This window comes from Pseudomonas sp. LB3P31 (genome assembly GCF_054897945.1).
This window is the reverse complement of the sequence record NZ_CM142710.1, coordinates 211,430-235,635: the sequence shown is the minus strand read 5'-3', so window position 1 is coordinate 235,635 and position 24,206 is coordinate 211,430. Positions and strand designations below refer to the sequence as shown.

Sequence of the window (24,206 nt, the reverse complement as noted above, 5' to 3'; positions counted from 1 at the left end):
AACTTAACCTCGGAGGGTCGTCGCCTTGAAATGCTTTTGTAGCACTTCCAGATATCAGTCTCATTGATAGAGGGATGTAGGCCCCATCAACCGGGGCCTGCGGCCTATTGACGCAGCAGAAACTTGAGATCGCTGGGGGCATCCATTGCCAGCTTTTGCACGGTTTTACCGAGCAAGCCGGTTTTAACGTCGCGTTCGACCACGACAATTTCGTTGCTCTTCTGATTGGCGATCAGCAGGAACTTGCCTGTGGGGTCGAGGCTGAATTCGCGCGGGTGGTCGCCTTCCACCGAGCGGCGCTGCAGTTCCTTGAGCTGGCCGGTTGCTGGATCGATCGCAAACACCAGCAGCTGGTTGGCCGTGCCGCGGTTGCTTACATAAAGAAACTTGCCATCAGCCGAGGCATGCAGGGCGGCGCCCGCCTTGTCCGACGCCGGTTGGCCGGCAGCCAGATCGACCATCTGCGTCTGCTCAAGCTTGCCGTCCTGATAGTCGAACACGGCCACTTGCGCGCTCATTTCCATGGTCAGCCAAGCGTGCTTGCCATCGGCGCTGAACAGCAGGTGCCGAGGACCGCTGCCCGGCGGAAGTTGCACCGACGCAGGGTTAGCGGGCACCAGCGGCAGGTCCGGGTTGGCCTTGGGATCGAAGCGATAGACAAAAACCTTGTCGGCGCCCAGGTCATTGGAAAACACGTAATTGCCGTCTGGCGAGGACACCGTCGAATGCACGTGCGCCGACATCTGCCTTTCCGGGTTGACCCGACTGGAAGGATGACTGCTCATCTGCACCACGCTCTTGAGCTTGCCGTCGGCTCCCACCGGCAACACCGCAAGGGTGCCGCCCGGATCCTCCACCACGGAATAATTGCTGACGAACAAGTGACTGGCATCGCCGCTGAGGCTTGAATGCGTCGGCTCGTTGCCCAGGCTCTGCACCTGATTGATCAGGCTCAGCGCATGGGTCTTGGGATCGATCGCATAGCTGCTCACGCGCCCTACCGGGTCCTTTTGTCCCGGGCCGTTTTCGTTGACCACAAACAGCTGACGCTGGTCCCCGGACAAGGTCAGCCAGGACGGGTTTTCGCTCTTGACCACCTGTAGCGGCTTGGCGTCGATCTGGCCGGTGGCGCTGTCGAAATTCAGGCGATAGATGCCCTGGCTCTGCCCTGCGGTGTAGCTGCCCACCACCAGCTGGTGGTCATCGCTCGCAGCGGCCTGGACGCCCATGGCGCCGACGCTGCCAGCCATCAGCAGCGGCCAGAGATTACGCATCCTCATTCGCTTGTTCCTCGTCGTTGTCACCGCCGATTGCCTCCATCGGCACCAGGCGGTGTTCACCGGAATTGCCGGTGATGATCCAGCTCTTCAGGGCCTGATCAAACGTCGCCGCTTCGATTTGCGCCATGCTGAATTCCCAACGCTTGAGCGCACGACCGTCCATGCATTCGATGTGCAGGTTGTCCTCTTCATCAAGGGAAAAATCAAAGGCATGCAGCCCGTCGATTTCCAGCATGTCGCAGTTTTCGAGGGCGTTGAGCAAGGTGTCGGTTGCGGCAGTCATGGCAGTCAATCTTTTGCAAGGAAAGACGCAATGATAGCGCACGCCACAAAAACCTGTGGCAGCGGCTTGCTCGCGATGTGCGGTAGCCGGGTACCGCACCTTTTCAGTCATTTGAAATTACGTTGAGGCCCTCTATACAAGGACTACATCATGCCCACATCAGCCTCACCACCCCTTTACACCGACCTCATTGCGCGCGCGGTCAACAGTCGATTCAGTAACCGTCCAACCCTACGCGCGCTAACCGCCAGCCTGCTCAAGGCGGGCATTCTCGAAAAGTACCCGCAACTGGCATTCGACCCCGGCCTGACCAGGCTTGCCCAACCGATCCCCGATGGAGCCTGGCGTCTCACCCCGCTTATTGACCTCGCCCTCGAGTATCTTGCCAGCGGTACACTTCCCGATTTCAGCGAGCAATTGGGCCGCCCCTGCTTTCTGACAAACCGCGCCCCTGCACGCCTCGCAATCAACAACCCGCCGTCGCAGCTGCCTGACCTGCAGGTCATCGCGGCAGTCATCCGCGAATTGCCCCAGATTCTCCATATCGGCGCTCAGGAAGCATTGACCGCCTGCTGGAACGAGAAAGACCCGTCAGGTCTCAGCCGCTGGCAATGGCTGGGAGATCTGCTCACCGGTGTATTGAAAACCTCTGCAACACGACTCGCGGCGGACAATGCGTCCCAGGCCGAGATTCTCATGGAGTTGACCCGCCAGCCCGACAGACGCCAGCGCCTGCAACGACCTTGGGCGAAAAGTCCGATCGAGGCCTGCGTGCTGCAAATCACCCTGAGCACGGGCGAAGAGTCTTTGACGCTGCAGACCCCGGATATCCTGGTGATTTGCGCTGATACTTACCTCTTGTGCAGCGTGACCGGCAGCATCGAGTCTTTCCCATCCCTGCAAGCCTTCGGGGCAGCCTGGGGTGCCCGGTACGAGCAGCAATACAGCGCCGATTCCATTACCTGGAAACGTTTTGCACCGGACGACAATATTTTTGATACCCAGGCAGCCCTGCTGCTGAGCCAGCAACTGCAAGACCTCAAGTCGCTCAAACTGCCTGCACGACAAAGCCTCAGTGAGCTTGAAAAACGTTTTGACGCTTGCACCGATGTCTCCGCGCGGTTTATCGGCCACGACAGTCACCCGACGCATCTTCAGCCCCTGCTGGCAACCATTCCCGAATGGTTGCAGAATGCGGGCGCCACTCAACGCATGGCGTGGCGCAAACACACATTGGCCATGGCCGGCGCCCAGCAACAGTCTCAGGGGCGTTCGATGCGCGACAACGTCGTTGACCTTCGTACGTTTGCCAGCAATGCGCTGCATGAGCAAATGCTCAAAGACCAGCCACTGGCACCCGGCTACAACTCCTACGAGCTTGAGTTGACCTTCCATGTGCCCGTCGGCGACCTGGGAAGCAGTTACCTCGAACCCGTCAAAATGTCCCTGACCGACCTGGCCATCAAGAATCTGGCAGGCAAACCCGGGGGGCGGATGACCATTCGCCACACCGGGAACCAGTTGATTGAAGACTGGACCACCGAGGCCTACTTGCTAGATCTGGTGAGTCGGGTCGATGTCGGAAAACATTACCCCGAATACCTCGAAACGCAGCTGCTGGGAGAGAGTCCTCAGGCCACGGAACGTCGACGAGTCTTCGCCCTTGAGTCGAGCATTCAGTTACCGCTGCGTGCGCTCGAACACTCGATCAAGGGTGAGCATGGGTTCTCCTTCCTGGGCTACAGATATGTCGATGCAGTGCTCCACCCCATGGCGGCCGAGCGAATCGTTGACGAGCAGGCGATCGTTGTCAGGCCTTTGGCGTTTCAACGCAAGGCAGGGGCCGCGTGCGATGTGACCAGCAACATGTTCATCATCGAGCCCAAGGACCTGACTGCGCAAGGCCCGCATATCCTCTACCGGCCGCTGTACCCAGCGCCCCTGGAGCAGTATTCCAGCCGGCAGGATTTGCTCAATGCCATTGTGCAAGCCGGCCCGTTGCAAAGCAGTGTGCTGACCTGGTTGCCGGATCGCGCACGACCGATCTACGACCACAACGGATTCAGCGAGCCGCACATCGTGCACTTCCATGCCGGCGACGAATTCACTCCACCGCAAAAACCCAAACCGGCGATCCTCGCAGGCGATGAAGGGGCTGGTGAATGGCTTGTCGCACTGGAGGAAGGTCGATTGCTGGACTGCCTGTTCGTCAGCAACGCACGCGCACTGATTGATCTGGCTGACCGGCAAGCGGTGTCGAACGCCGAGAGCCGCTGGGCGATCATCCTTGAGGGTGGCTGGCTGGTGTTCAACAACCTGATTCTGCCGCTGTTGCGCGGCCCTGCCATGGTGGTGGGCTGGATGCTGCAAATTGCCCACAGCCTGATCAATGATCTGCCAGCGCTGGACAGTGATGACCCGACTGCGCGCAACCAGGCATGGATCGACGTGCTGTTGAACATTGGTCTGTTGGTACTGCATACCGCTCGAGAAGAAGGCGCTCCGGCACTGTCCGACAACGCCGCCGCGCTAGTTCCCGATGCCCTTGCCCCCTTGCGCCGTCCTTCGCTGACGTACGCATGGGCCAAAGAGTCAAGCATCTCCCAGGACGCTCCCGGCCTGCCGTCCGAGCCGCCGGGCAGTGGCACTACCCTGCTGGACTTCAACCTGTCGAACGCTCGCGATTCGGCAGCAGCCCGGCTGTTTAACACGCTTCAGGAGATTCGGGTGCCATGGCCAACTCCGCTGCCAGCCCCCATCGCAGCCGGCCCCTTGAAAGGTTTGTACCTGATCGGCAGGATTTGGCACGCCAGCGTTGCCGGCCTGCTGTTTCGCGCCAGCGTCGTGCCCGGGTTCGGCGAGGTCTATCTGGTTCACCCGGAACATCCGGATCATCCCGGAGTAAAGCTCAAGAGCAATGGAAACGGCCACTGGAGTCTGGATCAAGGGCTGAAATTGCAGGGTGGCGGGCGCAGCTCACGAATCAACGCCCAGCGCGAAGCGACCCGACAGCGCATCAGCCTGCTGGAGCTGAATCAACAGGAGTTCGTGGAACAACAGGCTCGCCTGCAGAAGCGCGTCGACATCGCCGAGAACCTGATGCAGCTCAAAACCAACGATCCCGCCAGCAGCGAAGTCGATCGCGCGACTTCCAGGCAACGCTTCGCTGATGAACTGGAAAAGCAGACGCAAAGCTACGTCACACTGCTGGCCGAGATCAGGGAGTTGAGCGAACTGACCAAATCCGATGCGGATCCTGTGCGGCTGTGTAGCGTGCTGCAAAACCTGATCAACAATAATCGCAAACAGGTCGTCATCGCTGACTGGGAACGCGAAGCGGTCGAGCAAAAATATGAAGAATTGAGAAGTGGTATCAGGCATTTGCATGAAGCAATAATCGGTGAAGGGGACGTTGTGCTGGATCGCTACTTTGAGTTCATGGGCAAGACCTCTGAAATCAATGAAAAGCTGATCAAGTACATTGACCAGGTAGACAGTCGACTGCAGGAGCTCAAGCAGGTCCCCCGGCTGGGCATTGAGTACTGGAAGCGACTCACCAGCGGCAGGCCGGAAAATGAGATGACGGCACTGCGGGTCAAAAGCTACCAGCTGGGAGTGTTACGCCTGCTCAGTCTCAAGGCCATGGGAAGCAGCACCATGAGTGTCCTCGAAAGCACCCTCAGTCCCCTGCTGTTACTGTCCCGATCGCATTCCGAACTGCAAACGCAACATTTCTACTCCAACACCGACCGGATCGCCGTCCTCGAAAATCTGGTCGAGCATTACAACAAGGCACAGGACGGTCTGGAAACCATCAATATTTTCAGCACAGATGAACTGCAGACGCACCCGTTCAATCGCCTGCGCGAGCTTATAGATCAGTTGCGTATCGATGCCGAGCAGCGTCTAGCCCAGGCGCTGCAACTCGAACCAGAACCGGATGAGCCACCGGCTTCTGCATCCGGGGCCAGGCCATCGGTACCACAGCCAAACTCGTCACACAGTCGCAAGCGGGTAATCAAAACCGCCAAAGGCACCTTCATCGGCGACCTGCGCCCACGAGCCACCGAACTGGGAGGGGACATCGTCGACATCAATGGCCCTTTCGAAGAGAAGCCACTGGCTTCGTTCCACGAACACGAACCCAATGTCTGGGTCGAAGTTGTCGAGGTGAGGCCCATTCCAGCCAGGGCTCCGCGTCCCTATCAGCAGGTGAAGGGCGATGCGCGCAAAGCGTTGGCCGAAGTTGATAGGAACGTGCAGAAGATCGACGGTTACGCGCAACGCGCCAGCTCTCCAAAGGAAATCGAGGAGCAATTGCAACGCGAGGCACAGAAGCTGGCCGGCTACGCCGATAATCTGGAACAGCACGACAGCCCTCCGGCCAACCGGGATCCCGATATGGCGCTGATCAGCGGCCTGCGGGACAAGGCGCGCATCCTCCACGCCAAGGCCACCGAACTGCGCACCCGCATGACTCTCGCCCGACCGCCGACCAGCGAGGGCGTGGAGTACCTGCTGCGCAGCAATGCAATCTTTGCCCGGATCACCGGCAACCGGGTTCAGCTGAAGACTGGACGACGGGACTTCATGCAAGAGTACGTATTGCTCAAAGAAGAAAACCAACCCTGGTGGTACGCGCATTTTCACTACGCCACTGCAGAGGACGCCAAGGCTGACTACACCCAGGCCCATCTGAAGACCAGGGAGCAACGCTTCGAGACCTATGAATCGGCGATGGCCAAGGCCAGGGACCCGAAACAAAAAATCGATATCCATCATGGAATCATCAGCAAGGAACTGGCGAGCAACGTATTTTTACCATTGATCCCACGCTGAGTTTTCAATCGCCATAAAAAAAGCCGCAACCTGGGTTGCGGCTTTTTTTCCTCAGCTATTGATCAGTGAGCAAACAACGAATTGCCCTTCTGCCCCGCCAGTTTCTCCGGCTTGATCAGGAACCGCGCCAGTGCCGGCAGCAGCCACAGCGCACCGAACATGTTCCACAGCAGCATGAAGGTCAGCATCAGGCCCATGTCGGCCTGGAACTTGATGGCCGAGAAAATCCAGGTGCACACGCCGATCGCCAGGCACAGGCCGGTGAACAGCACCGCTTTACCGGTGGACTTCAGTGTCTGGTAATACGCCTCCTGCAACGGCAAGCCGGCACGCAGGAAACTCTCCAGGCGACTATAGATGTAGATACCGTAGTCCACACCAATCCCCACTCCAAGCGCCACCACCGGCAGGGTCGCGACTTTCACGCCGATGCCCATGAAGGCCATAAGGGCGTTGCCCAGTACCGACGTCAGCACCAGCGGCAGCACGATGCACAAGGTCGCCGCCCAGGAGCGGAAGGTGATCATGCACATGGTCGCCACGCAGATATACACGAGGATCAGGATGGTCAGCTCGGACTCCTTGATCACCTCGTTGGTCGCCGCCTCAATCCCGGCGTTACCCGCTGCAAGGATGAATTCCAGGCCGTCCTTGTTGTTTTCCTTGGCGAAGTCCTGCACCGCATGCACCGCACGATCCAGCGTCGCCGCCTTGTGATCGTTGAGGAACACCAGCACCGGCGCCAGGGAGCAACTGTTGTTGTACAGGCCGTCAGCGCGGGCGATGGAGTTGTTCAGGACATCCGGGTTACGCGACAGGGTTTCCCATTTCAGGTTGCCCTCGTTCATGCCCTTGATCATCTGCTTGGACACGGTCACCAGCGAGATCGCCGACTGCACGCCCTCGGTGTTCTGCATCTTCCACATCAGCTCGTCGATCGGAGCCATGGCTTCGTAGCGCGAGCAGCCTTCGGACTTGGTCTTGACCATCACCACCAGCACATCGGAACTGGTGGAGTAATTACTGATAATGAAGTTGTTGTCCTTGTTGTAGCGTGAGTCCGGACGCAGTTCCGGAGCACCCTGGTCGAGGTCGCCGATCTTCAGGTTCTGGCTGTACCAGAGGCCACCACCGAAGGCGATCAGCGCCAGCACCACGGAAATCTTCGCGACTTTCGGGTTGGCGAAGTTCGACAGCAAGCGCCAGAACGGATGTTCGCGATGCGCGTCCTTCTTGCTCTTTTCGATCGCGCGCTTGCTGATGCCGACATAGGAAATCGCCACCGGCAGCAGGATCAGGTTGGTGAACACGATCACGGCGACGCCGATCGACGCGCCAATTGCCAGCTCGCGAATCACGCCGATATCGATGATCAGCAGGGTGATGAAACCCACCGCATCCGCCAGGATCGCGATCATCCCCGGCAGGAACAGTTGGCGGAAGGTACGACGCGCTGCAGTCAAGGCGTTGTCAGCCTCACTGGATTGCAAGGCAATACCGTTGATCTTCTGCACGCCGTGGGAAATACCGATGGCGAAGATCAGGAACGGTACCAGCATGGAATACGGATCCAGCCCGAAGCCAAAGAAGTGCATCAGGCCGAGTTGCCAGACCACCGCCACCAGCGTGGTGCTCAACACAGCGACCGTACTGCGCAGGCAGTTGGTGAACCACAGCAGCAGGATCAGGGTAATGACGAAGGCGATACCGAAGAACATCACCACCATCACCAGGCCATCGATCAGGTCGCCGACTTTCTTGGCGAAACCGACAATGTGGATCTGGACGTTGGGATTCTGTTTCTCGAACTTGTCGCGGATCTTGTCTTCCAGCTCGTGGGAGAACTTGCGATAGTCAAGGGCCAGCAGCTTGCCCTGGTCCTGCGGATCCGGGTAGGACTCCAGCAGCGGGATATCGACGATGCTCGACTTGAAGTCGTTGGCTACCAGGCGTCCGACTTGCCCGGACTTGAGCACGTTGTTGCGCAGCAGGTCGAGGCTTTGCTGGGACCCGTTGTAGCTCTGCGGGATCACTTCACCACCGGCGAAGCCTTCCTCCGTCACTTCGGTCCAGCGGACGCTCGGGCTCCACAGCGACTTGAGGCCGGAACGGTCGACGCCGGAAATGTAGAACACTTCGTCGTTGATCTGGCGCAGGGTCTCCATGTATTCCTTGGAGAAGATGTCGCCGTCGGTGGCTTCCACCGAGATCCGCACGGTGTTGCCCAGGTTAGCCAGGTCGTTGCGATGCTCCATCATCTTCTGGATGAAAGGATGCTCCAGCGGGATCATCTTTTCGAAACTGGTGGACGGCCGGATCAGCGTTGCCTGCCAAAACAGGAAGATACTGACCAGCAGGCAGATGGTGATCACTGCCGGGCGGTTATTGAAAATCAGGCGTTCGAGAAACGTCGCCTTGTCCTGGTGATGACTTGTCATGGATGTCATAGCTCCGCCCTTCTTATTATTTGCCCAGCTCGGCGCCGGATAGCGAAGTAGCGCGAACGCCGCCCTGTCCTGCCAGAATCAGATTGCCGTTGCCCGCTGCTGTCACCGCCGAAACGGAAATGCGGTCCGGGCGATTGAACACGCTGAAGGTTTCGCCGTTGTCGGTGCTGCGCACCACACTGCCGCCGTTGCCGACGATGACGATGGAGCCGTCGTCGAGCAAGGTCGCGCCAGACAGGCCGAACTCCAGCGCTCCGCGAGTGGCCTTCAGCTCGACCGGCTCCCAGGTGCTGCCGAAATCGGTAGAGCGGAACAGGTTGCCGCGCAGACCATAGGCCAACAGGGTGTTGGCCTGGGCTGTGCCGATCGCGCCAAACAGCGAACCTTGGTATGGGCCTTCAAGCTTTTCCCAGGTCTGGCCCCAGTCGGCAGAACGGAACATGCTGCCCTGCTCGCCGACGATAAACAGCCCGGCATCCTTGACGGCGGCAATGCCGTTGAGGTGAAACTGGTCTTCGTTGTCGAGGCGATCGCTGACATCTTCCCAGTGCTTGCCGCCGTCGGTGGTGGCGACCAGCGCGCCATAAGCGCCCACGGCAAAGCCGTTGCTGGCGTCCTGAAACCAGACGTCGAGCAGCGGCGCTTCGCGTTTGAGGTCTTCGTATTGTTTGCTCCAGGTGACGCCACCGTCCTCGCTGGCGAGGATCTGCGCGTCATGCCCGACGGCCCAGCCGTGCTTGTCGTCGGCGAAGAATACCGAGGTCAGCAGCTGCCGCGTCGGCACCTTGGCCTGGGTCCAGGTGACGCCCTGGTCATCGGAATAGAGGATGTGCCCACGATCGCCCACCGCCACCAGGCGCTTGCCGGCGTGCACGACGTCGAGCATCAGGCTTTTGCTGGCCTTGGCCGATTCAACGGAATAAACAACGTCGGCTGCCGGCGTAGCAGCGGCCAGCACAGGCGCCGACATCACGGCACAGCCCAACAGCGAGAGCGCTGTAGCCAGCAAGGCGATTTTGCGCAATGCCGGCGGGCGGCAGGTACCCACACCCATGACAGGCTCACTCATAAACCTTTCCCCATTATTATTGTTAGGTCGTTCAACCCTTCAGGGCGCCGTAAGGGTGCTCATGCTGATTGCCTGTTCTGGAGCATAGTCCTGAAATGCGCAATCTAGAGCCCCTTCGGAAGCTGGCTTATCCTATCGGGGTTTGGAAAGGTCTGACAATCGACGCCACGTTATCTTTTGTTAACCTGGGGCGGATGGGGTTCATCTGAATGACGGGGTATCACGCGGGGGGATCCCTGGCTCGGTCCCCTGTAGGAGCTGCCGAGTGAAACGAGGCTGCGATCTTTTGATCTGGCTTTTTTTCAATCAAGATCAAGAGATCGCAGCCTCGTTTCACTCGACAGCTCCTACGGGGCATACGGGCATACGGGCATACGGGCATCCTTGCGCGTTACGCCAGGCTCTTGCTGACCACCTCGAATACATCGCTCGACAGCTGCCCCGAACCACGAATGCGCTCAAGCTCACCCTTCATCAACGCCTGACGAGCATCGTCGTACTTGCGCCAGCGGGTCAGCGGGGCCAATTGCCGCGAGGCGATTTGCGGGTTGAAGGCGTTCAGTTCGATGACCAGATCCGCCAGGAAGCGATAGCCGGAACCGTCTGCCGCGTGGAAGTTGATCAGGTTCTGCCCGGCGAATGCGCCGATCAGTGCGCGCACCTTGTTCGGATTCTTGATGTTGAACGCCGGATGCTGCATCAACGCCTTGACCCTCTCCAGACCACCCGGCAGCGGGCTGCCGGCCTGGACGCTGAACCACTGGTCCATGACCAGCGGGTTGTCCTTGAAGTGCTCGGCAAAGCTCGCCAATGCCTGGGCTTTCTGATCTTCGAACGGTGAATTGACCAGCACCGCCAGCGCGGTCAAGCGCTCGGTCATGTTGTCGCTGCTCTCGAACTGCTCCAGGGTCGCGGCCAGTACTTCGGCTTTTTCGCTGAGCATCAGGTACGACAGCGCAATGTTCTGCAAAGCGCGACGGGCGAAGTGTTCGGCTTCGGCGACGTAAGGGGTCTTTTTCGACAAGTCGCGATTGGCCTGGTAACGCAGCCACAGCGGCTCGAACAGGTTGTCGGCCAGGTGCTCGCGGGCGAACTCGCGGGCGGCGTGGATGGCGTCGACGTCAGCCACTTCACTGATTTCCGTCAGGTAGGCTTCGCCTGGCAGCGAGAGCATTTCGGCGACCATCGCCTGGTCCAGCGTTTCGTCGGTCAGCACGCTGTGCAAGGCGGTGATCAGGCGCTGGTCGAGCACCAGCGCTTCGCCCTTCTGGTAATCGGCGATCAGTTCCTGCAGGACCTGCACCGACAATTGCTGGCCGGCCTCCCAACGGTTGAAGCCGTCGGTGTCATGCTGCATGAGGAACATCAGCTGGTCGCGGCTGTAGGGGAAGCTCAGCTTCACCGGTGCCGAGAACCCGCGCAGCAACGACGGCAGCGGCTGTTCGGCGATGTCGACGAAGGTGAAGGTCTGCTCGGCTTCGGTCACCGAGATAACCCGCGAAGTGCCCTGGGCGCTGGCTTCACCTTGCAGGCGCAAAGCGAGTTCGCCACCCTGGCTATCCAACAGGCCCAGTTCGACCGGAATCACGAACGGCAGCTTCTCGACTTTGTCCGGGGTGGCCGGGCAGCTCTGCCGGAAGGTCAGGCTGTAGGTTTTCGCCGCAGCATCGTAGGACTCGCTCACGGCCAGGCGTGGGGTGCCCGCCTGGCTGTACCAGCGCTTGAATTGGGTCAGGTCGACGCCATTGGCATCTTCCATGGCCTTGATGAAATCGTCGCAGGTCACGGCCTGGCCGTCATGGCGTTCGAAGTACAGGTCGCTGCCTTTACGGAAACCTTCGGCACCAAGCAGGGTGTGGATCATGCCGACCACTTCCGAACCCTTCTCGTACACGGTCAGGGTGTAGAAGTTGGAGATCTCGATGAAGCTGTCCGGGCGCACGGCGTGGGCCATGGGGCCGGCGTCTTCGGCGAACTGGTGGGTGCGCAGGTAGGCGACGTCCTGGATGCGCTTGACCGTCGCCGAGTTCATGTCGGCGGAGAAACCGGAATCACGGAACACCGTGAAGCCTTCCTTGAGCGACAGCTGGAACCAGTCGCGGCAGGTCACGCGGTTGCCCGACCAGTTGTGGAAGTATTCGTGGGCGACGATCGCTTCGACGCGCTGGTGAGCGGCGTCGGTGGCGGTTTCGGCGCGCGCGAGCACGGCGCTGGAGTTGAAGATGTTGAGGCCCTTGTTCTCCATGGCGCCCATGTTGAAGTCGTTCACGGCGACGATCATGAAGATGTCCAGGTCGTACTCGCGACCATAGACTTCTTCATCCCAACGCATGGACTTCTTCAGGCTGTTCATCGCGTGCTGGCACTTGTCGATGTTTTCCGGTTCGACGTAGATGCGCAGCGCCACCGAGCGCCCGGTCATGGTGGTGAAGGTATCTTCCACGCACCACAGGTCACCGGCCACCAGCGCAAACAGGTACGCCGGCTTCATGAACGGGTCTTCCCAGGTCGCCCAGTGCCGGCCGTCTTCGCCAGGGCCCGAGGCAATCGGGTTGCCATTGGACAGCAGCACCGGATAGCTGTGCTGCTCGGCCACCACGGTGGTGGTGAACTTGCTCATCACGTCCGGGCGGTCGAGGTAGTAGGTGATCTTGCGAAAACCTTCGGCCTCGCACTGGGTGCAGAACATGCCGCTGGATTTGTACAGACCTTCCAGGGCAGTGTTGGTTTCCGGGTGAATCCGCACGCTGGTGTCGACCGTGAAGGTGGTGCTGGTCGGGTGCAGGGTCAGGTGGTTTTCGGTTAACTGGTAATCCGCCTCGCCCAGCTCGCTGTCGGCCAGGGTTACCGACAGCAGTTCCAGCTGCTGACCATCCAGCACCAGCGGCGGCAGGCCCGGGCCACGTTGGGGATTGCGGCGCATCACCAGTTGCGCATGGACCAGGCTGTGGTCCTCGAACAACTCGAAGGTCAGGTGCGTCTCGTCGATCAGGTACTCAGGCGCCTGATAGTCCTTCAGGTAGATCATCTTCGGTTGTTCGGTGCGCATGCTGGAGTCCTTACTGATGCACGGCGAGCTGGTAAGCCGTGTATTTGCGAATATTGATGACACCGGTGTCGAAGATCAGGTACTGGCCCTTGATCCCCAGCAGGGTGCCTTCGGCAATCGGGTTCTTGTCCAGGTTGAAGCTGACGATCTTGGCCGGATACTGCTCGACCGGGTAACGGATTTCGATGGGCTCGACGTCGGCAATGGTCTGGATCGCCTGCAAGCCAAATCGTTCCTGCAAACCTTGCAGGCCCTCGGCGGAGCTGTCGAACAACTGGTCGCGAACTTCTGCCAGGTTCACCGAAACCGCTTCGCCCTTGAGTAAAGCACGCCAGTTGGTCTTGTCCGCCACCTGGCTGCGAAACAAATCTTCGACGAAACCCGACTGCTGGCGGGTCGAGGTGCGCATGATCGGCAATGCCTGGCGGGCGCCCTGGTCGATCCAGCGGGTCGGCAGCTGGGTCGCACGGGTGATCCCGACTTTGACGCCCGACGAGTTGGACAGGTAGACGATGTGGTCGGTCATGCAGAACGTCTGGCCCCACTCCGGATCACGGCAGGTGCCGGCGTCGAAGTGGCAGCGTTCAGGACTCATGATGCACAGGTCACACTGGGCCAGCTTGGTCATGCACGGGTAGCAGTAGCCTTGGCTGAAACTGGTCTTGGTCTTGCGCCCGCAATGGGAGCAATGGATCGCCCCCAGGTATTCCAGGCGCACCGTGGTGCCGATCAACGGGTTGACCGGTACCTCGACTTCACCCAGGCGAAACGCGTACTGCACATTCGGCCCGTCCAGGCGCGCCGACATCTTGCTGATTGCACCGCGGCCAATCTCGATCAATGGATGGCATCCGACTTGAACAGGATATTGGGCACTTCAATCGACTTGGAGCTGCACTCTTGGGGGCCCATGTAACCGGTGCGCTGGTCTTCGGGCAGGTTCTGGATTTCCCAGGCGATCATTGCCTGCAGCGACAGTTCGCGTTGCTCGGCGCTAAGTTTGCCACCGTCGGACCATTTACCGATTTCCACCGCCAGTTTCAGGCTCTCGTAGATATCAGGAGTGATGTTGTTGATCATTTCGTTAAAAGAGGACATTGGGTCTCCGCGCTCTTTATTTACCGCAAAAATTTTAGGCGGCCAGTTTACGGCGGTTGTACAAACCGCCCAACAAGCCGGTGAAGCATCCGATGAGTAACCCGCCGACGTGGGCGGCATTGGCAATTTCGCCGAAGCCGATCATCGACACCAGCCCGGACAGGCACAACACTAGCCAGACCAGCATCATCACCAGCACGCCGCGCGGCAGGCGATAAGCCGGGTTGGGCGCGACCATCTGGAATATCCAGCAATGCCCGAGCAGGCCGTACAACACGCCAGACAACCCACCAAACAGGGTCGGGCCGCTGAACAGGTATTGGGCGTAGTTGGACACCAGGCTGAACAACAGCGTCAGGCCGATCAGGTTGATGCTGCCCTGGCGCGACTCGATCCGCCGCCCCAGCTCCCAGTACCACATGCCGTTCATGGCCAGGTGCAGGATCCCGAAGTGGATCAGCATCGGCGTGACCAGGCGCCACCACTGCCCCGCCGCCAGGCTGTCAGCCAATGGCACGAAGTGGATGTACTCGCCGACCACGCGAAAATCCAGGAAAGTCAGCCAGCGCATGGTCTCGAGGTTTTCGCCGAGCAAGGTCACTGCGCCAACGATGATGCTCAACAACAGCACCAGCGCCGTGGCCTTGGCATAACGCAATTGCTCGACAAAGCCTGGGCGATGGCTGGTTTGCGCCACCGGGATGTCCAGTTGCTGATCCGGGTCACCGGCGGGAAAGCGCTCGTACAGCGAGCGCACGTCGTCGCTGATATTGGCCGGCACCCACAGCACCTGCTCGCCCGACTCCTCGCTGACCCGATGCGGCACCTGCATGCGTTGTAGCAGCTGGACAAAACCGCTCAGATCCACCGCCAACGGCAGGCGCAATACGGCAACCTTGCTCATTGCAACACCTCCGGGCGCTCGACATCGACCCAGACGAACTTGTTGGGATCGAGGCGGGTTTCCTGGTCCAGGCGATAGGCGACGAGCTTGCCGTAGAGCACCGCGCTGTAGTCCAGGCACGCCAGGTTCGGCCGGATCGGTGCCGGTTTGCCGCTGCGCCAGTAGTGACCGACGAACAACAGAGGCTCGTCAGCACCGTAGCGCAGCAAGGTGGTTTTTTCAGAAGAAGACAGCGGCGTGCGGGCCACCGGGTCAGGCAAGGCGTCAGGCTGGAACACAATGTCTCCGTAGGTTTGCGGGTCGTCTTCCCAGAACTTGGTGCGGAAAAACGAACGCGTCAGGCCATCGCCGCTGGTCATGGTCAAGCCATGGGGCAGGCGCATGTCGGTGCCGCGCAACAGGCGATCGAATACGGTACAGGCGAAACTGCCGGGCTCGGCCGAGGACTGGAGAAAATGTTCATCGACGCAGCCGTTGGGGAACAGTGCCCGCAGCGGCTGGATCAGGCCGGCATCCCAGCAGGCATGCACCACGCGGAAGCGCTCGGCATCGACGAACAGCGGCATCTCGTAGAACCACTGCAGGAAATCATGCCAGTCCGCCGGATGGTCCTCAAACTGGGTCAGGGTTTCATGCAGCAGGCGCGCATGGCGCGGGGTATGTTCGCGCACGAACTGCTGGCCGCTGCCTGGCGATGCCGGAGTGCTCCAGCCCAGGGCGTTGAATTCGTGATTGCCCATGATGCACAGGGCCTGGCCGGCTTCGACCATGTCGTGAACGATGTGCAGGGCCTCGCGAATGCGCGGGCCACGGTCGATGATGTCACCGACGAACACCGCCATCCGCGACGGGTGCCGCCAGACACCGCCTTGCTTGTGATAACCGAGCCGGTCGAGCAAGTGCTCAAGGGTCAGAGCGCAACCGTGCACGTCACCGATCAGGTCGTAGCTACGCGCGGGATCGAGCATCAGTCGCCTCCACCACCCAGCCGGCTGCCCCAGCCGAGCTTGGTCCGGCAGACTTCATAGTAGTTGTGGTCGAGTGGGTGGATCAGCCGCAGTTTCTGGGCTTTCTTGCTGACGGTGATGGTGTCACCCGGCGCGCAGGTGAAGTGGTTCTGCCCATCACAGGAGACTTGCGGGTAGATCTGCATATCCTTGGACACGACGATTTTCAGCTCACTGTTGCCATCGACCACAATTGGCCGGCCTGACAAGGTATGGGGGTACATCGGCACAATCACAATAGCGTCCAGCTTGGGATGCATGATCGGGCCGCCCGCTGACAGCGCATAAGCGGTCGAGCCGGTCGGCGTCGCGACGATCAGGCCGTCGGCCTTCTGGCTGCAGACGAACTGGCCGTCTATGTACAGCTCGAATTCGATCATTCGCGTCGATTTGCCCGGGTGCAGCACCACGTCATTCAGCGCATCGCCCTGGCCGATGGCCTCGGCGTGGCGACGGACTTCGGCCTGCAGCAGGAAGCGGTTTTCCACCAGGTAGTGACCGTCGAGCACTTCGGCGACTTTGACTTCCAGCTCGTCGGGGCGAATGTCGGTAAGGAAACCCAGGCTGCCACGGTTGATCCCCAGTACCGGAATATTGTGTCGGGCCAGCGCGCGTGCGGCGCCAAGCAGGCTGCCATCACCGCCGACCACGATCACCATGTCGCACACTTCACCGAGCATCTTGCGCGACGAGGTCTGCAGGCCGTGCCCTGGCAGCACTTCGGCAATGGTGTCCTCGAGGATCACATGCAGGTGACGATCGAGCAGAAACCGTTTCAGTCGGCGCACGGTATCCAGCACCTGCGAACTGCCGAGGCGACCGATGATGCCGATATTACGAAATTGCTCCATGGGGCCCCTGGGTCTGTGACGGCGAAAAACACGATTATGGGCGAAACCTGCGCGCAGACAAAATCCTTTCAGCCACAAAGGGGTACTCGTGTTTCAGGCTATGCTCGCAAGATGATCCTATTTCCAGATTTGCTGCAGTTGCCCCACCAGCTACGCCATCCCGAAGTGCGTGATCTGGCGTGGGTCATCCTCGCGCCGCCGATGCTCAGCGACACGCCGTGGCCGCAGCGCCATCCACTGGCCGGCAGTGACTGGGTGCAAGCGCCGGAACGCCTGGAAGGCTGGTTGCGCCAGCTCGATCGCGACAGTTATGACTTGTTGCACTGGCTGGCCCAGGCCCGCACCCGGCGCCTGGGTTTGTACTACGAACGATTGTGGCAGTACGCCGTGCGGCACGCGCCGGGGATCGAGCTGATCGCGGCAAATCTGCCAATCCGCCGTGAAGGCCACACGCTGGGTGAACTGGATATGCTGTTGCGCGATCGCGACGGCGTGCATCACCTTGAACTGGCCATCAAGCTGTACCTCGGGCCGCAACAGGGTGATGGCCGGGACGCCGGGCAATGGCTGGGGCCGGGCTGTCACGATCGGCTGGACCGCAAACTGGCGCACCTGAGCCAGCACCAGTTGCCCATTTCGGCGCGGCCGGAGAGTCGCGAGGTGCTGGCGGCACTGGATATCGTGGAGTTCAGCGCGCACCTGTGGCTCGGCGGCTACCTGCTTTATCCGTGGCCGGGCCTGGCCGAGTCGCCCAGCGGCGCTCATCCCCGGCATTTGCGCGGCAGCTGGTTGCATCAAAAGGACTGGGCGACATTTGTCGTGCAGCGCCCGAGCGGCCGCTGGCAGCCCCTACCCCGGCATGCCTGGCTGGCGCCGGCGCACTATCCTGCCGAGCAGACCTGGGAAGTGGCGCAGCTGGATGCCTGGCTGGGTGAGCTGGAACCCTTGGCGCCGGCGCAGTTGCTGGTGCGGCTGGTGGAGAATGCCGAGGGGGATTGGGAGGAAGCGGAGCGGTTATTTCTGGTGGCGGATCTGTGGCCGAATGTGCCGGGGGGTGGTTGAGTTTTGTGCTGGCAGGACTGGCTTGATCGCGAGCAGGCTCACTCCTACAGAGGCATTCCCCTGTAGGAGTGAGCCTGCTCGCGATAGGGTCCCCACAGTTTAGATGGACAACCGCACCGCCAAAGCCGCCAAGGTCACCAGCAACACCGGCACCGTCAACACAATCCCGACCCTGAAATAATACCCCCAGCCAATGCGGATCCCCTTGCGCTCCAGCACATGCAGCCACAACAACGTGGCCAGGCTGCCGATCGGCGTGATCTTCGGCCCCAGGTCACTGCCGATCACGTTGGCGTAGATCATCGCCTCCTTCACCACGCCAGTGGCCTGGCTGGCATCAATCGACAACAGGCCAATCAACACCGTCGGCATGTTGTTCATGATCGACGACAGCAGCGCCGTCAGCACGCCGGTGCCCATGGCCGCGCCCCAGACGCCATACTCGGCGAAGCCGTCCAGCCAGCCGGCCAGATAGCCTGTCAGCCCGGCATTGCGCAGCCCATAAACGACCAGGTACATGCCCAGGGAAAAGACCACGATATGCCAGGGCGCTTCCTTGAGCACTTTGCGCGTGGAGATCTTGTGTCCTTGAGCCGCAATCACCCAGAGCAATGCCGCACACACCGCAGAAATCGCGCTGATCGGAATGCCCAGCGGTTCCAGCGCAAAACAACCCACCAGCAAGATCACCAGCACAGCCCATCCCGCATAGAACGTTGGCTTGTCGTGGATAGCACTGGCCGGATCTTCCAGCTGCTCGGGGTCGTAATTCTTGGGAATGTCGCGGCGAAAGTACCACAGCAGCACCGCCAGGGTGGCCGCGACGCTGACCAGGTTGACCGGGATCATGACCGCCGCGTAGCGGCTGAACCCGATATCGAAGAAGTCGGCGGAGACGATGTTGACCAGGTTCGACACCACCAGCGGCAGGCTGGCCGTGTCGGCAATAAAACCGGCGCCCATCACGAACGCCAGGGTGGCAGCGGGAGAAAAACGCAGCGCCAACAGCATGGAAATCACGATAGGCGTAAGAATCAGCGCGGCCCCGTCATTGGCAAACAACGCCGAGACCAGTGCGCCGAGCAGCACCATGAAGGCAAACAACTTGCGCCCGCTGCCGCGCCCCCAGCGGGCCACATGCAGTGCGGCCCAGGCGAAGAATCCGGCTTCGTCGAGCAACAGGCTGATGATAATCAGCGCAATGAAGGTTCCGGTGGCGTTCCAGATGATCTGCCACACCAGGGGAATATCGCTCCAGTGCACCGCGCCAAAAATCAGCGCCAGCACCGCCCCGAACACCGCGCTCCAGCCGACACCCAGGCCTTTGGGTTGCCAGATCACCAGGGTAATGGTCAGCAGGAAAATCAGCGCGGCGGTGAGCATGGAGGAACAGCCTTCAAAAATCGATGCAACATACAGGATCCCGAAGACTGCTCCTATCCCGCCATATGCGGATGATCAAACTTTCTTGTGCTGCTCCACCCACTGCCCGTAAGCGTCGATGAATTTCTGCAGGAACGGCCTCACCGAATCGGATAACTTGCCGGCCTCATCAAACGCCGAACCAGCCCCGCTCAAGTAAGCTTCCGGTTGCTGCATCAGCGGCACATCCAGAAACACCATGGACTGGCGCAGGTGATGGTTGGCACCAAAACCGCCAATAGCGCCCGGTGACACGCTGATCACCGCCCCCGGCTTGCCGCTCCAGGCGCTCTTGCCGTAGGGACGCGAACCCACGTCGATGGCGTTCTTCAATGGGGCCGGAACGGAGCGGTTGTATTCCGGGGTTACAAACAGCACCGCGTCGGATGAGCTCACGTGTTGTCGGAAAGTGCTGTAGGCTGCCGGCGGTGATTCACCATCAATGTCTTCGTTGTAAAGCGCCAGGTCGCCGATTTCGACGATTTCCAGCTTGAGATTCGCCGGAGCCAGATCAGCCAGGGCCAGTGCAACTTTGCGATTGATCGATTCCTTTCTCAAGCTGCCGACCACTACGGCGACCGTATAGACATTGCTCATGGAAGATTCTCGACTGTTCAACGGAAAGAACTTGTAGTTATAGATGACGATTCATCCAACGGGCGACAGAAAATTCCGTCCGTGACTATTTTTTTCTTGCAAGAAAACTTACTTCGCCCAACCACGGTCTGAATACCGCAAATTGAGTGATTTATCTCCAGAGGTTCTAAGCAGATGGCAGCAGTACTTGTCGGTCAGTTCCATGCAAGAGATGCGGAAGGCCGCGTCTATTCAGTGCATGAATTTCAGGAATCCACCCCGTCGGCAGACGGTCTCACCGGCTCCGTGCCTGTCACCACCTACAAGCTGGCCATTGGTGATCGGGTCCGCAAGCTCGATGACAACCAGTTTCTGCTGGTGCAGTCGGATGTGACCATCGTTCGCGAGCCTGACACCTACGTCGGCAGCCTGCCGGAAACGAACGTCGCCTCATAACCTGCCGCTATGAGCAGAAGTCATATGCACGGACATGGGTTAGGATTCAGCCACTGAATCCTTCATCTGCCGAACATGGACTTCACGCATGCGTTTACGTCATATCGAAGTCATCCAGGCGCTGTTGCAGACCGGTCACCTGGGCACCGCCGCCGAATGGTTGCAGTTGCCGGTGGCCGAGGTGGAACGCACCCTGCGCGACGCCGAGGATCAGTTGGGCTTCATGCTGTTTTCCAGCGTGCGTGGACGCTTGCAGGCTACGCGTGAAGCGCGCGAGCTGCAGGGTGAAATCGCCCACGTGTATGCGGCGCTGGAGCCAGTCCAGCGCCTGGCCAGCAGTCTCAAGCAGTACCAGGCCCCGCCGCTGCGAATCATCTGCACCGCGCCACTGGCGCACACGTTGTTGCCGCAGAGTATTGCCGCCCTGCGCCGACGCCTTCCCGATGCACCCTGCACCCTCCTGAGCCAACCGACCCGCGACATCGTCAGAAGCCTGCTTCTGCGCGAAGCTGACCTGGGCCTGAGCCTGCACGACCCGGACGACGCCGACATCGATTGCCAGGTCATCGCCCAAGGCAAAATCCAGCTGCTGGCCCCCCATGGCTGGCTGCAACCCAAACAGAAATACATCTCGCTGCAAGACCTCGCTGGCCAGTCAATGGTCGGTCTAGAGGGGCATGATCCGCTGAGCCCGGCCCTCGAGAGCAAACTGCACGCCCTGCGCCCTGCCCCGGTGATTCACACCCGGGTGCAGACGCACCAGATGATGCGCAGCATGGTCGAAGCCGGGGAAGGTCTGGCGCTGGTCGACCCGTTCACCGCCCTGGGCGCCAGGGCCGCCGAACTCGATGCATGCCCATTGGCGCCGGCGGTGCTCATCAGCCTGTATGCCCTGCGCCTGAAGCACGCCGAGCCCTCGCCGGCCGCTCAGGCACTGCTGGACATCGTCACGGAACAAGCCGTGGCGATGTTGGCGAACTGAGCGGCAGCACCAGCGGATCATCGAACAGGCGATACCAGAACAGCGCCACTTCGGCGGTGTTGGGGTCGATGCCGCGATAACGCAGGTAATCGATGCCGCCGACCACGTAGCCGCAACGTTCGTAAAGCCTGCAGGCGCCAAGGTTGTTGTTCTGGGTCTCGAGCATGATGCCCGGCAGTTTCTTCTTGCGCGTCCAGAACTGCGCGACATCCAGCAACGCCTTGGCCACTCCGTGCCGACGCGCCGGCGCGTGCACCGCCAGCTCGTCGATGTGCGCAAAGCCGTTCCAGTTGGTACTGACCACCAGATGGCCCACCGGCTCATCGTCCAGATAAGCCATGAACACAGCGCTGTCCGGCGCATCGCGAAAACTGCCGAACTCTTCTGGATCGATGCCGTAGCACTTGCGATAGGGCGTGATCGGCGTGACCGACCACTGCTCCACCGGTTTGCCCACTTGCGCCGCGACGTAAGCCGCGACCTCGAAACTGAAATCGCTGCCCCATACGTAGGGGGCAAATCCATCGTCGGCGACTCGCACCGACAGCCCTGGGTACTTCGGATTCATAACCGGTTGCATACTGGGAAAGGTCCTCATTCCTTGATGCAATCGACGGTGTAGTACCGCCCATTGCCCTCGTCTTCGTGTTGCAAGCCATGCACATCCGCGACAAATCCCGGAAAGCTGCTGTCGAATGTGCGGGCAAATGCCAGGTAATCGATGATCGAACGGGTCGCGTCGGTGAAACGCTCTCCGGGCATGATCAACGGAATGCCTGGCGGATAGGGTACCAGCATCACGGCAGCGATCCGCCCATCCAGGGCATCGATCGACACCGCTTCAACATCGCCGCGTACCAATTGATCATAAGCGTCCGATGGCTTCATCGCGATTTGCGGCAGCACCGTGTACATGCGCTTGAGGTGTTTGGCTGTGGCATTGCTGCGGTAGCAGGCGTGCAATTGATCACACAGGTCGCGCAAACCCATGCCCCGATAGCGGCCGGCATCCTGTTGCGCCACGCACGACAGGCAGCTTTCCAGACTGATGTTGGCATCGTAGCTGCGTTTGAATTCCAGAAGTTCCGTGAGCAAGGTGCTCCACTTCCCTTTGGTAATACCCATGGAGAACAGCACCAGGAATGAATACAGCCCCGTCTTCTCCACCACCAGTCCGCGTTCCCAGAGGAACTTGCTGACTACTGCTGCCGGAATACCACGCTCGCTCAGGGCACCGCCTGCGGTGAGGCCGGGCATGACCAGGGTGACCTTGATCGGGTCGAGCAGCACGTAATCGTCGGTGACACCGGCAAAGCCGTGCCATTCGGAGTCGGGCTGCAGCAGCCAGTCTTCGGTGACCACCTGGTTGATCCCTTCCACCGAAGGTGGCTGCCAGATTGAAAACCACCAGTCATCTGCGGCTATGTGCTGACGCAAGTTGGCCAGGGCGCGGCGGAAGCTCAGGGCCTCGTCAAACATTTCCTGGAGCAACGAGCGACCCGACGGGCCTTCCATCATGGCCGATGCGACATCCAGTGAAGCGATGATGCTGTACTGGGGAGAAGTGGAGATATGCATCATGAACGCTTCGTTGAAACGATCACGGTCGAGCTGCCGCGCACCGCCATCCTGCACGTGAATCATCGACGCCTGGCTGAAGGCCGCCAGCAGCTTGTGGGTGGAATGGGTGGTGAACACCAGCGGGCTGTCCTCGCTGCGCGAAGTGCCCATGCCGTAGCGCCCGGCGAAGAATTCATGAAATGCAGCATAGGCGTACCAGGCCTCGTCGAAGTGCAGTACTTCGACGCTGTTGCCCAGGTTCTGCTTGATCAGTTCGGCGTTGTAGCACAGGCCGTCGTAGGTCGAATTGGTCACCACCGCCAGCTTGACCTTGGGCGTACGGCCTTGGGTCAACGGGCTGGCGTCGATCTTGGCCTGGATCGCCTCGCGGCTGAATTCGCTCAGGGGGATCGGGCCGATAATTCCCAGCTCGTTGCGTTCCGGACACAGGTACAGCGGGATGGCGCCGGTCATGATGATCGAGTGCAGCACCGACTTGTGGCAGTTGCGGTCCACCAGCACCAGGTCATCTCGCGCCACCATCGAATGCCAGACAATCTTGTTGGCGGTGGACGTGCCATTGATCACGAAGAACGTGTGATCGGCGCCGAAATTGCGCGCCGCACGTGCCTCTGCTTCAGCCAGCGGCCCGGTGTGATCGAGCAATGAACCCAACTCGGGCACTGAGACCGACAGGTCCGAGCGCAGGGTGTTTTCCCCGAAAAACTGATGAAACGCCTGCCCTACCGGGCTTTTGTGATACGCCACGCCGCCGCCATGGCCGGGGGTGTGCCAGGAATAATTGGAGTCGGCCGTGTGCTGTACGAGAGCCTTGAAGAACGGCGGCAGCAAGCCATCAAGGTACTTGCGTGCGGCGCGGGCGACCTGACGGGCCAGGAATGGCACAGTGTCTTCGAACAGATAGAGGATGCCGCGCAGCTGGTTGAGCTCGGCCATGGCGTCGGCCGGGGCATTCTCCAGGGTGACCTGTTCGCCGAGGGCGAAGATCGGCAGGTCCGGTGCACGAACCCGGGCGAGCCCGATCAGTTCTGCCATGTTCTGTAACAAATGTGAGTTAGCGCTGGCATCTTCACTGGCAATCAACATGCAGGAAAGACCATGGTGCGTCGAGGCGACCAGGCGCCCCTCCGTATAGTCCATCGCGGAGACAATGCTGAAGCCTTCCTGCTCCAGCTCCCGGGCGATGCCGCGTACGCGGTCTCCGGCGACCGTGTCGGCCTTGATGTCGCGATGGACGATCAACACCGGGAATTTCAAGTCTTTATACATGGAGCTCAGTGTCCTGAGGCGGCAGCCCTGG

Annotated in this window: 18 protein-coding genes; 4 read left to right on the top strand and 14 right to left on the bottom strand. The window is 60.2% G+C overall.

The features are described from left to right. Positions 1–104: 104 nt before the first annotated feature. Both ACYZTK_RS01020 and ACYZTK_RS01015 read right to left on the bottom strand, forming a co-directional pair. Complete coding sequence (locus ACYZTK_RS01020) at positions 105–1,280, bottom strand: lactonase family protein (RefSeq protein WP_462012725.1); 1,176 nt, start codon at positions 1,278–1,280, stop codon at positions 105–107. Beyond that, positions 1,267–1,563, bottom strand: a complete 297-nt coding sequence (locus ACYZTK_RS01015; protein ID WP_462012724.1) for a DUF5629 family protein — start codon at positions 1,561–1,563, stop codon at positions 1,267–1,269. The genes ACYZTK_RS01020 and ACYZTK_RS01015 overlap by 14 nt, the downstream gene beginning before the upstream one ends. A 150-nt stretch (positions 1,564–1,713) precedes the next feature. Here ACYZTK_RS01015 and ACYZTK_RS01010 point away from each other — a divergent pair, with 150 nt between their 5' ends. Continuing rightward, complete coding sequence (locus tag ACYZTK_RS01010; protein WP_462012723.1) at positions 1,714–6,402, top strand: dermonecrotic toxin domain-containing protein; 4,689 nt, start codon at positions 1,714–1,716, stop codon at positions 6,400–6,402. A 62-nt stretch (positions 6,403–6,464) separates the two neighbouring features. Here ACYZTK_RS01010 and ACYZTK_RS01005 read toward each other — a convergent pair whose 3' ends face one another. From ACYZTK_RS01005 to ACYZTK_RS00970, 8 genes are all read right to left on the bottom strand, one after another. Continuing rightward, a complete protein-coding gene (locus ACYZTK_RS01005) occupies positions 6,465–8,840 on the bottom strand; it encodes an efflux RND transporter permease subunit (protein WP_462012722.1) in 2,376 nt (791 codons plus the stop codon). A 25-nt stretch (positions 8,841–8,865) separates the two neighbouring features. Next, entirely contained in the window at positions 8,866–9,918 is a 1,053-nt protein-coding gene (locus ACYZTK_RS01000) for a WD40/YVTN/BNR-like repeat-containing protein (RefSeq protein WP_462012721.1), read from the bottom strand. Positions 9,919–10,309: 391 nt separating this feature from the next. Then, positions 10,310–12,967 (bottom strand): aminopeptidase N, encoded by a 2,658-nt coding sequence (gene pepN / locus ACYZTK_RS00995; protein WP_462012720.1) that lies wholly within the window; start codon positions 12,965–12,967, stop codon positions 10,310–10,312. 10 nt (positions 12,968–12,977) lie between these two features. After that, a complete protein-coding gene (locus ACYZTK_RS00990) occupies positions 12,978–13,808 on the bottom strand; it encodes a DUF2797 domain-containing protein (RefSeq protein WP_462012719.1) in 831 nt (276 codons plus the stop codon). After that, positions 13,805–14,065 (bottom strand): YeaC family protein, encoded by a 261-nt coding sequence (locus ACYZTK_RS00985; protein ID WP_462012718.1) that lies wholly within the window; start codon positions 14,063–14,065, stop codon positions 13,805–13,807. Before ACYZTK_RS00985 ends, ACYZTK_RS00990 begins: the two co-directional genes overlap by 4 nt. Positions 14,066–14,099: 34 nt before the next feature. After that, positions 14,100–14,969 carry a rhomboid family intramembrane serine protease gene (locus tag ACYZTK_RS00980; protein ID WP_462012717.1) on the bottom strand — a complete coding sequence of 290 codons (870 nt, stop codon included), beginning with the start codon at positions 14,967–14,969 and terminating at the stop codon, positions 14,100–14,102. Next, a complete protein-coding gene (locus ACYZTK_RS00975; RefSeq protein ID WP_462014990.1) occupies positions 14,966–15,940 on the bottom strand; it encodes a metallophosphoesterase in 975 nt (324 codons plus the stop codon). The genes ACYZTK_RS00980 and ACYZTK_RS00975 overlap by 4 nt, the downstream gene beginning before the upstream one ends. Then, positions 15,937–16,827 carry an NAD(+) kinase gene (locus ACYZTK_RS00970; RefSeq protein ID WP_162436772.1) on the bottom strand — a complete coding sequence of 297 codons (891 nt, stop codon included), beginning with the start codon at positions 16,825–16,827 and terminating at the stop codon, positions 15,937–15,939. The genes ACYZTK_RS00975 and ACYZTK_RS00970 overlap by 4 nt, the downstream gene beginning before the upstream one ends. Before the next feature lie 111 nt (positions 16,828–16,938). Here ACYZTK_RS00970 and ACYZTK_RS00965 point away from each other — a divergent pair, with 111 nt between their 5' ends. After that, positions 16,939–17,889, top strand: coding sequence for a DUF1853 family protein (locus ACYZTK_RS00965; protein WP_462012716.1), 951 nt, complete (start codon positions 16,939–16,941; stop codon positions 17,887–17,889). A gap of 99 nt (positions 17,890–17,988) precedes the next feature. Here the strand turns inward: ACYZTK_RS00965 and ACYZTK_RS00960 are convergent, their stop codons facing one another. Further along, positions 17,989–19,272 (bottom strand): arsenic transporter, encoded by a 1,284-nt coding sequence (locus ACYZTK_RS00960; RefSeq protein WP_462012715.1) that lies wholly within the window; start codon positions 19,270–19,272, stop codon positions 17,989–17,991. A 75-nt stretch (positions 19,273–19,347) separates the two neighbouring features. Then, a complete protein-coding gene (locus ACYZTK_RS00955; RefSeq protein WP_462012714.1) occupies positions 19,348–19,908 on the bottom strand; it encodes an NADPH-dependent FMN reductase in 561 nt (186 codons plus the stop codon). Between the two features lie 174 nt (positions 19,909–20,082). Here ACYZTK_RS00955 and ACYZTK_RS00950 point away from each other — a divergent pair, with 174 nt between their 5' ends. Beyond that, positions 20,083–20,343 carry a hypothetical protein gene (locus tag ACYZTK_RS00950; protein ID WP_095128250.1) on the top strand — a complete coding sequence of 87 codons (261 nt, stop codon included), beginning with the start codon at positions 20,083–20,085 and terminating at the stop codon, positions 20,341–20,343. A gap of 88 nt (positions 20,344–20,431) precedes the next feature. Then, entirely contained in the window at positions 20,432–21,325 is an 894-nt protein-coding gene (locus ACYZTK_RS00945) for a LysR substrate-binding domain-containing protein (protein WP_462012713.1), read from the top strand. On the opposite strand, the gene ACYZTK_RS00940 is transcribed toward ACYZTK_RS00945, so the two are convergent. After that, the gene (locus ACYZTK_RS00940) at positions 21,291–21,905 is read right to left on the bottom strand and encodes a GNAT family N-acetyltransferase (RefSeq protein ID WP_462012712.1); all 615 of its coding nucleotides are present in this window, start codon (positions 21,903–21,905) and stop codon (positions 21,291–21,293) included. The two genes, ACYZTK_RS00945 and ACYZTK_RS00940, sit on opposite strands and share 35 nt — an antisense overlap. 14 nt (positions 21,906–21,919) lie before the next feature. Next, positions 21,920–24,175: an Orn/Lys/Arg family decarboxylase gene (locus tag ACYZTK_RS00935; RefSeq protein ID WP_462012711.1), complete on the bottom strand. Its 2,256-nt coding sequence runs from the start codon at positions 24,173–24,175 to the stop codon at positions 21,920–21,922. Positions 24,176–24,206 lie beyond the last annotated feature (31 nt).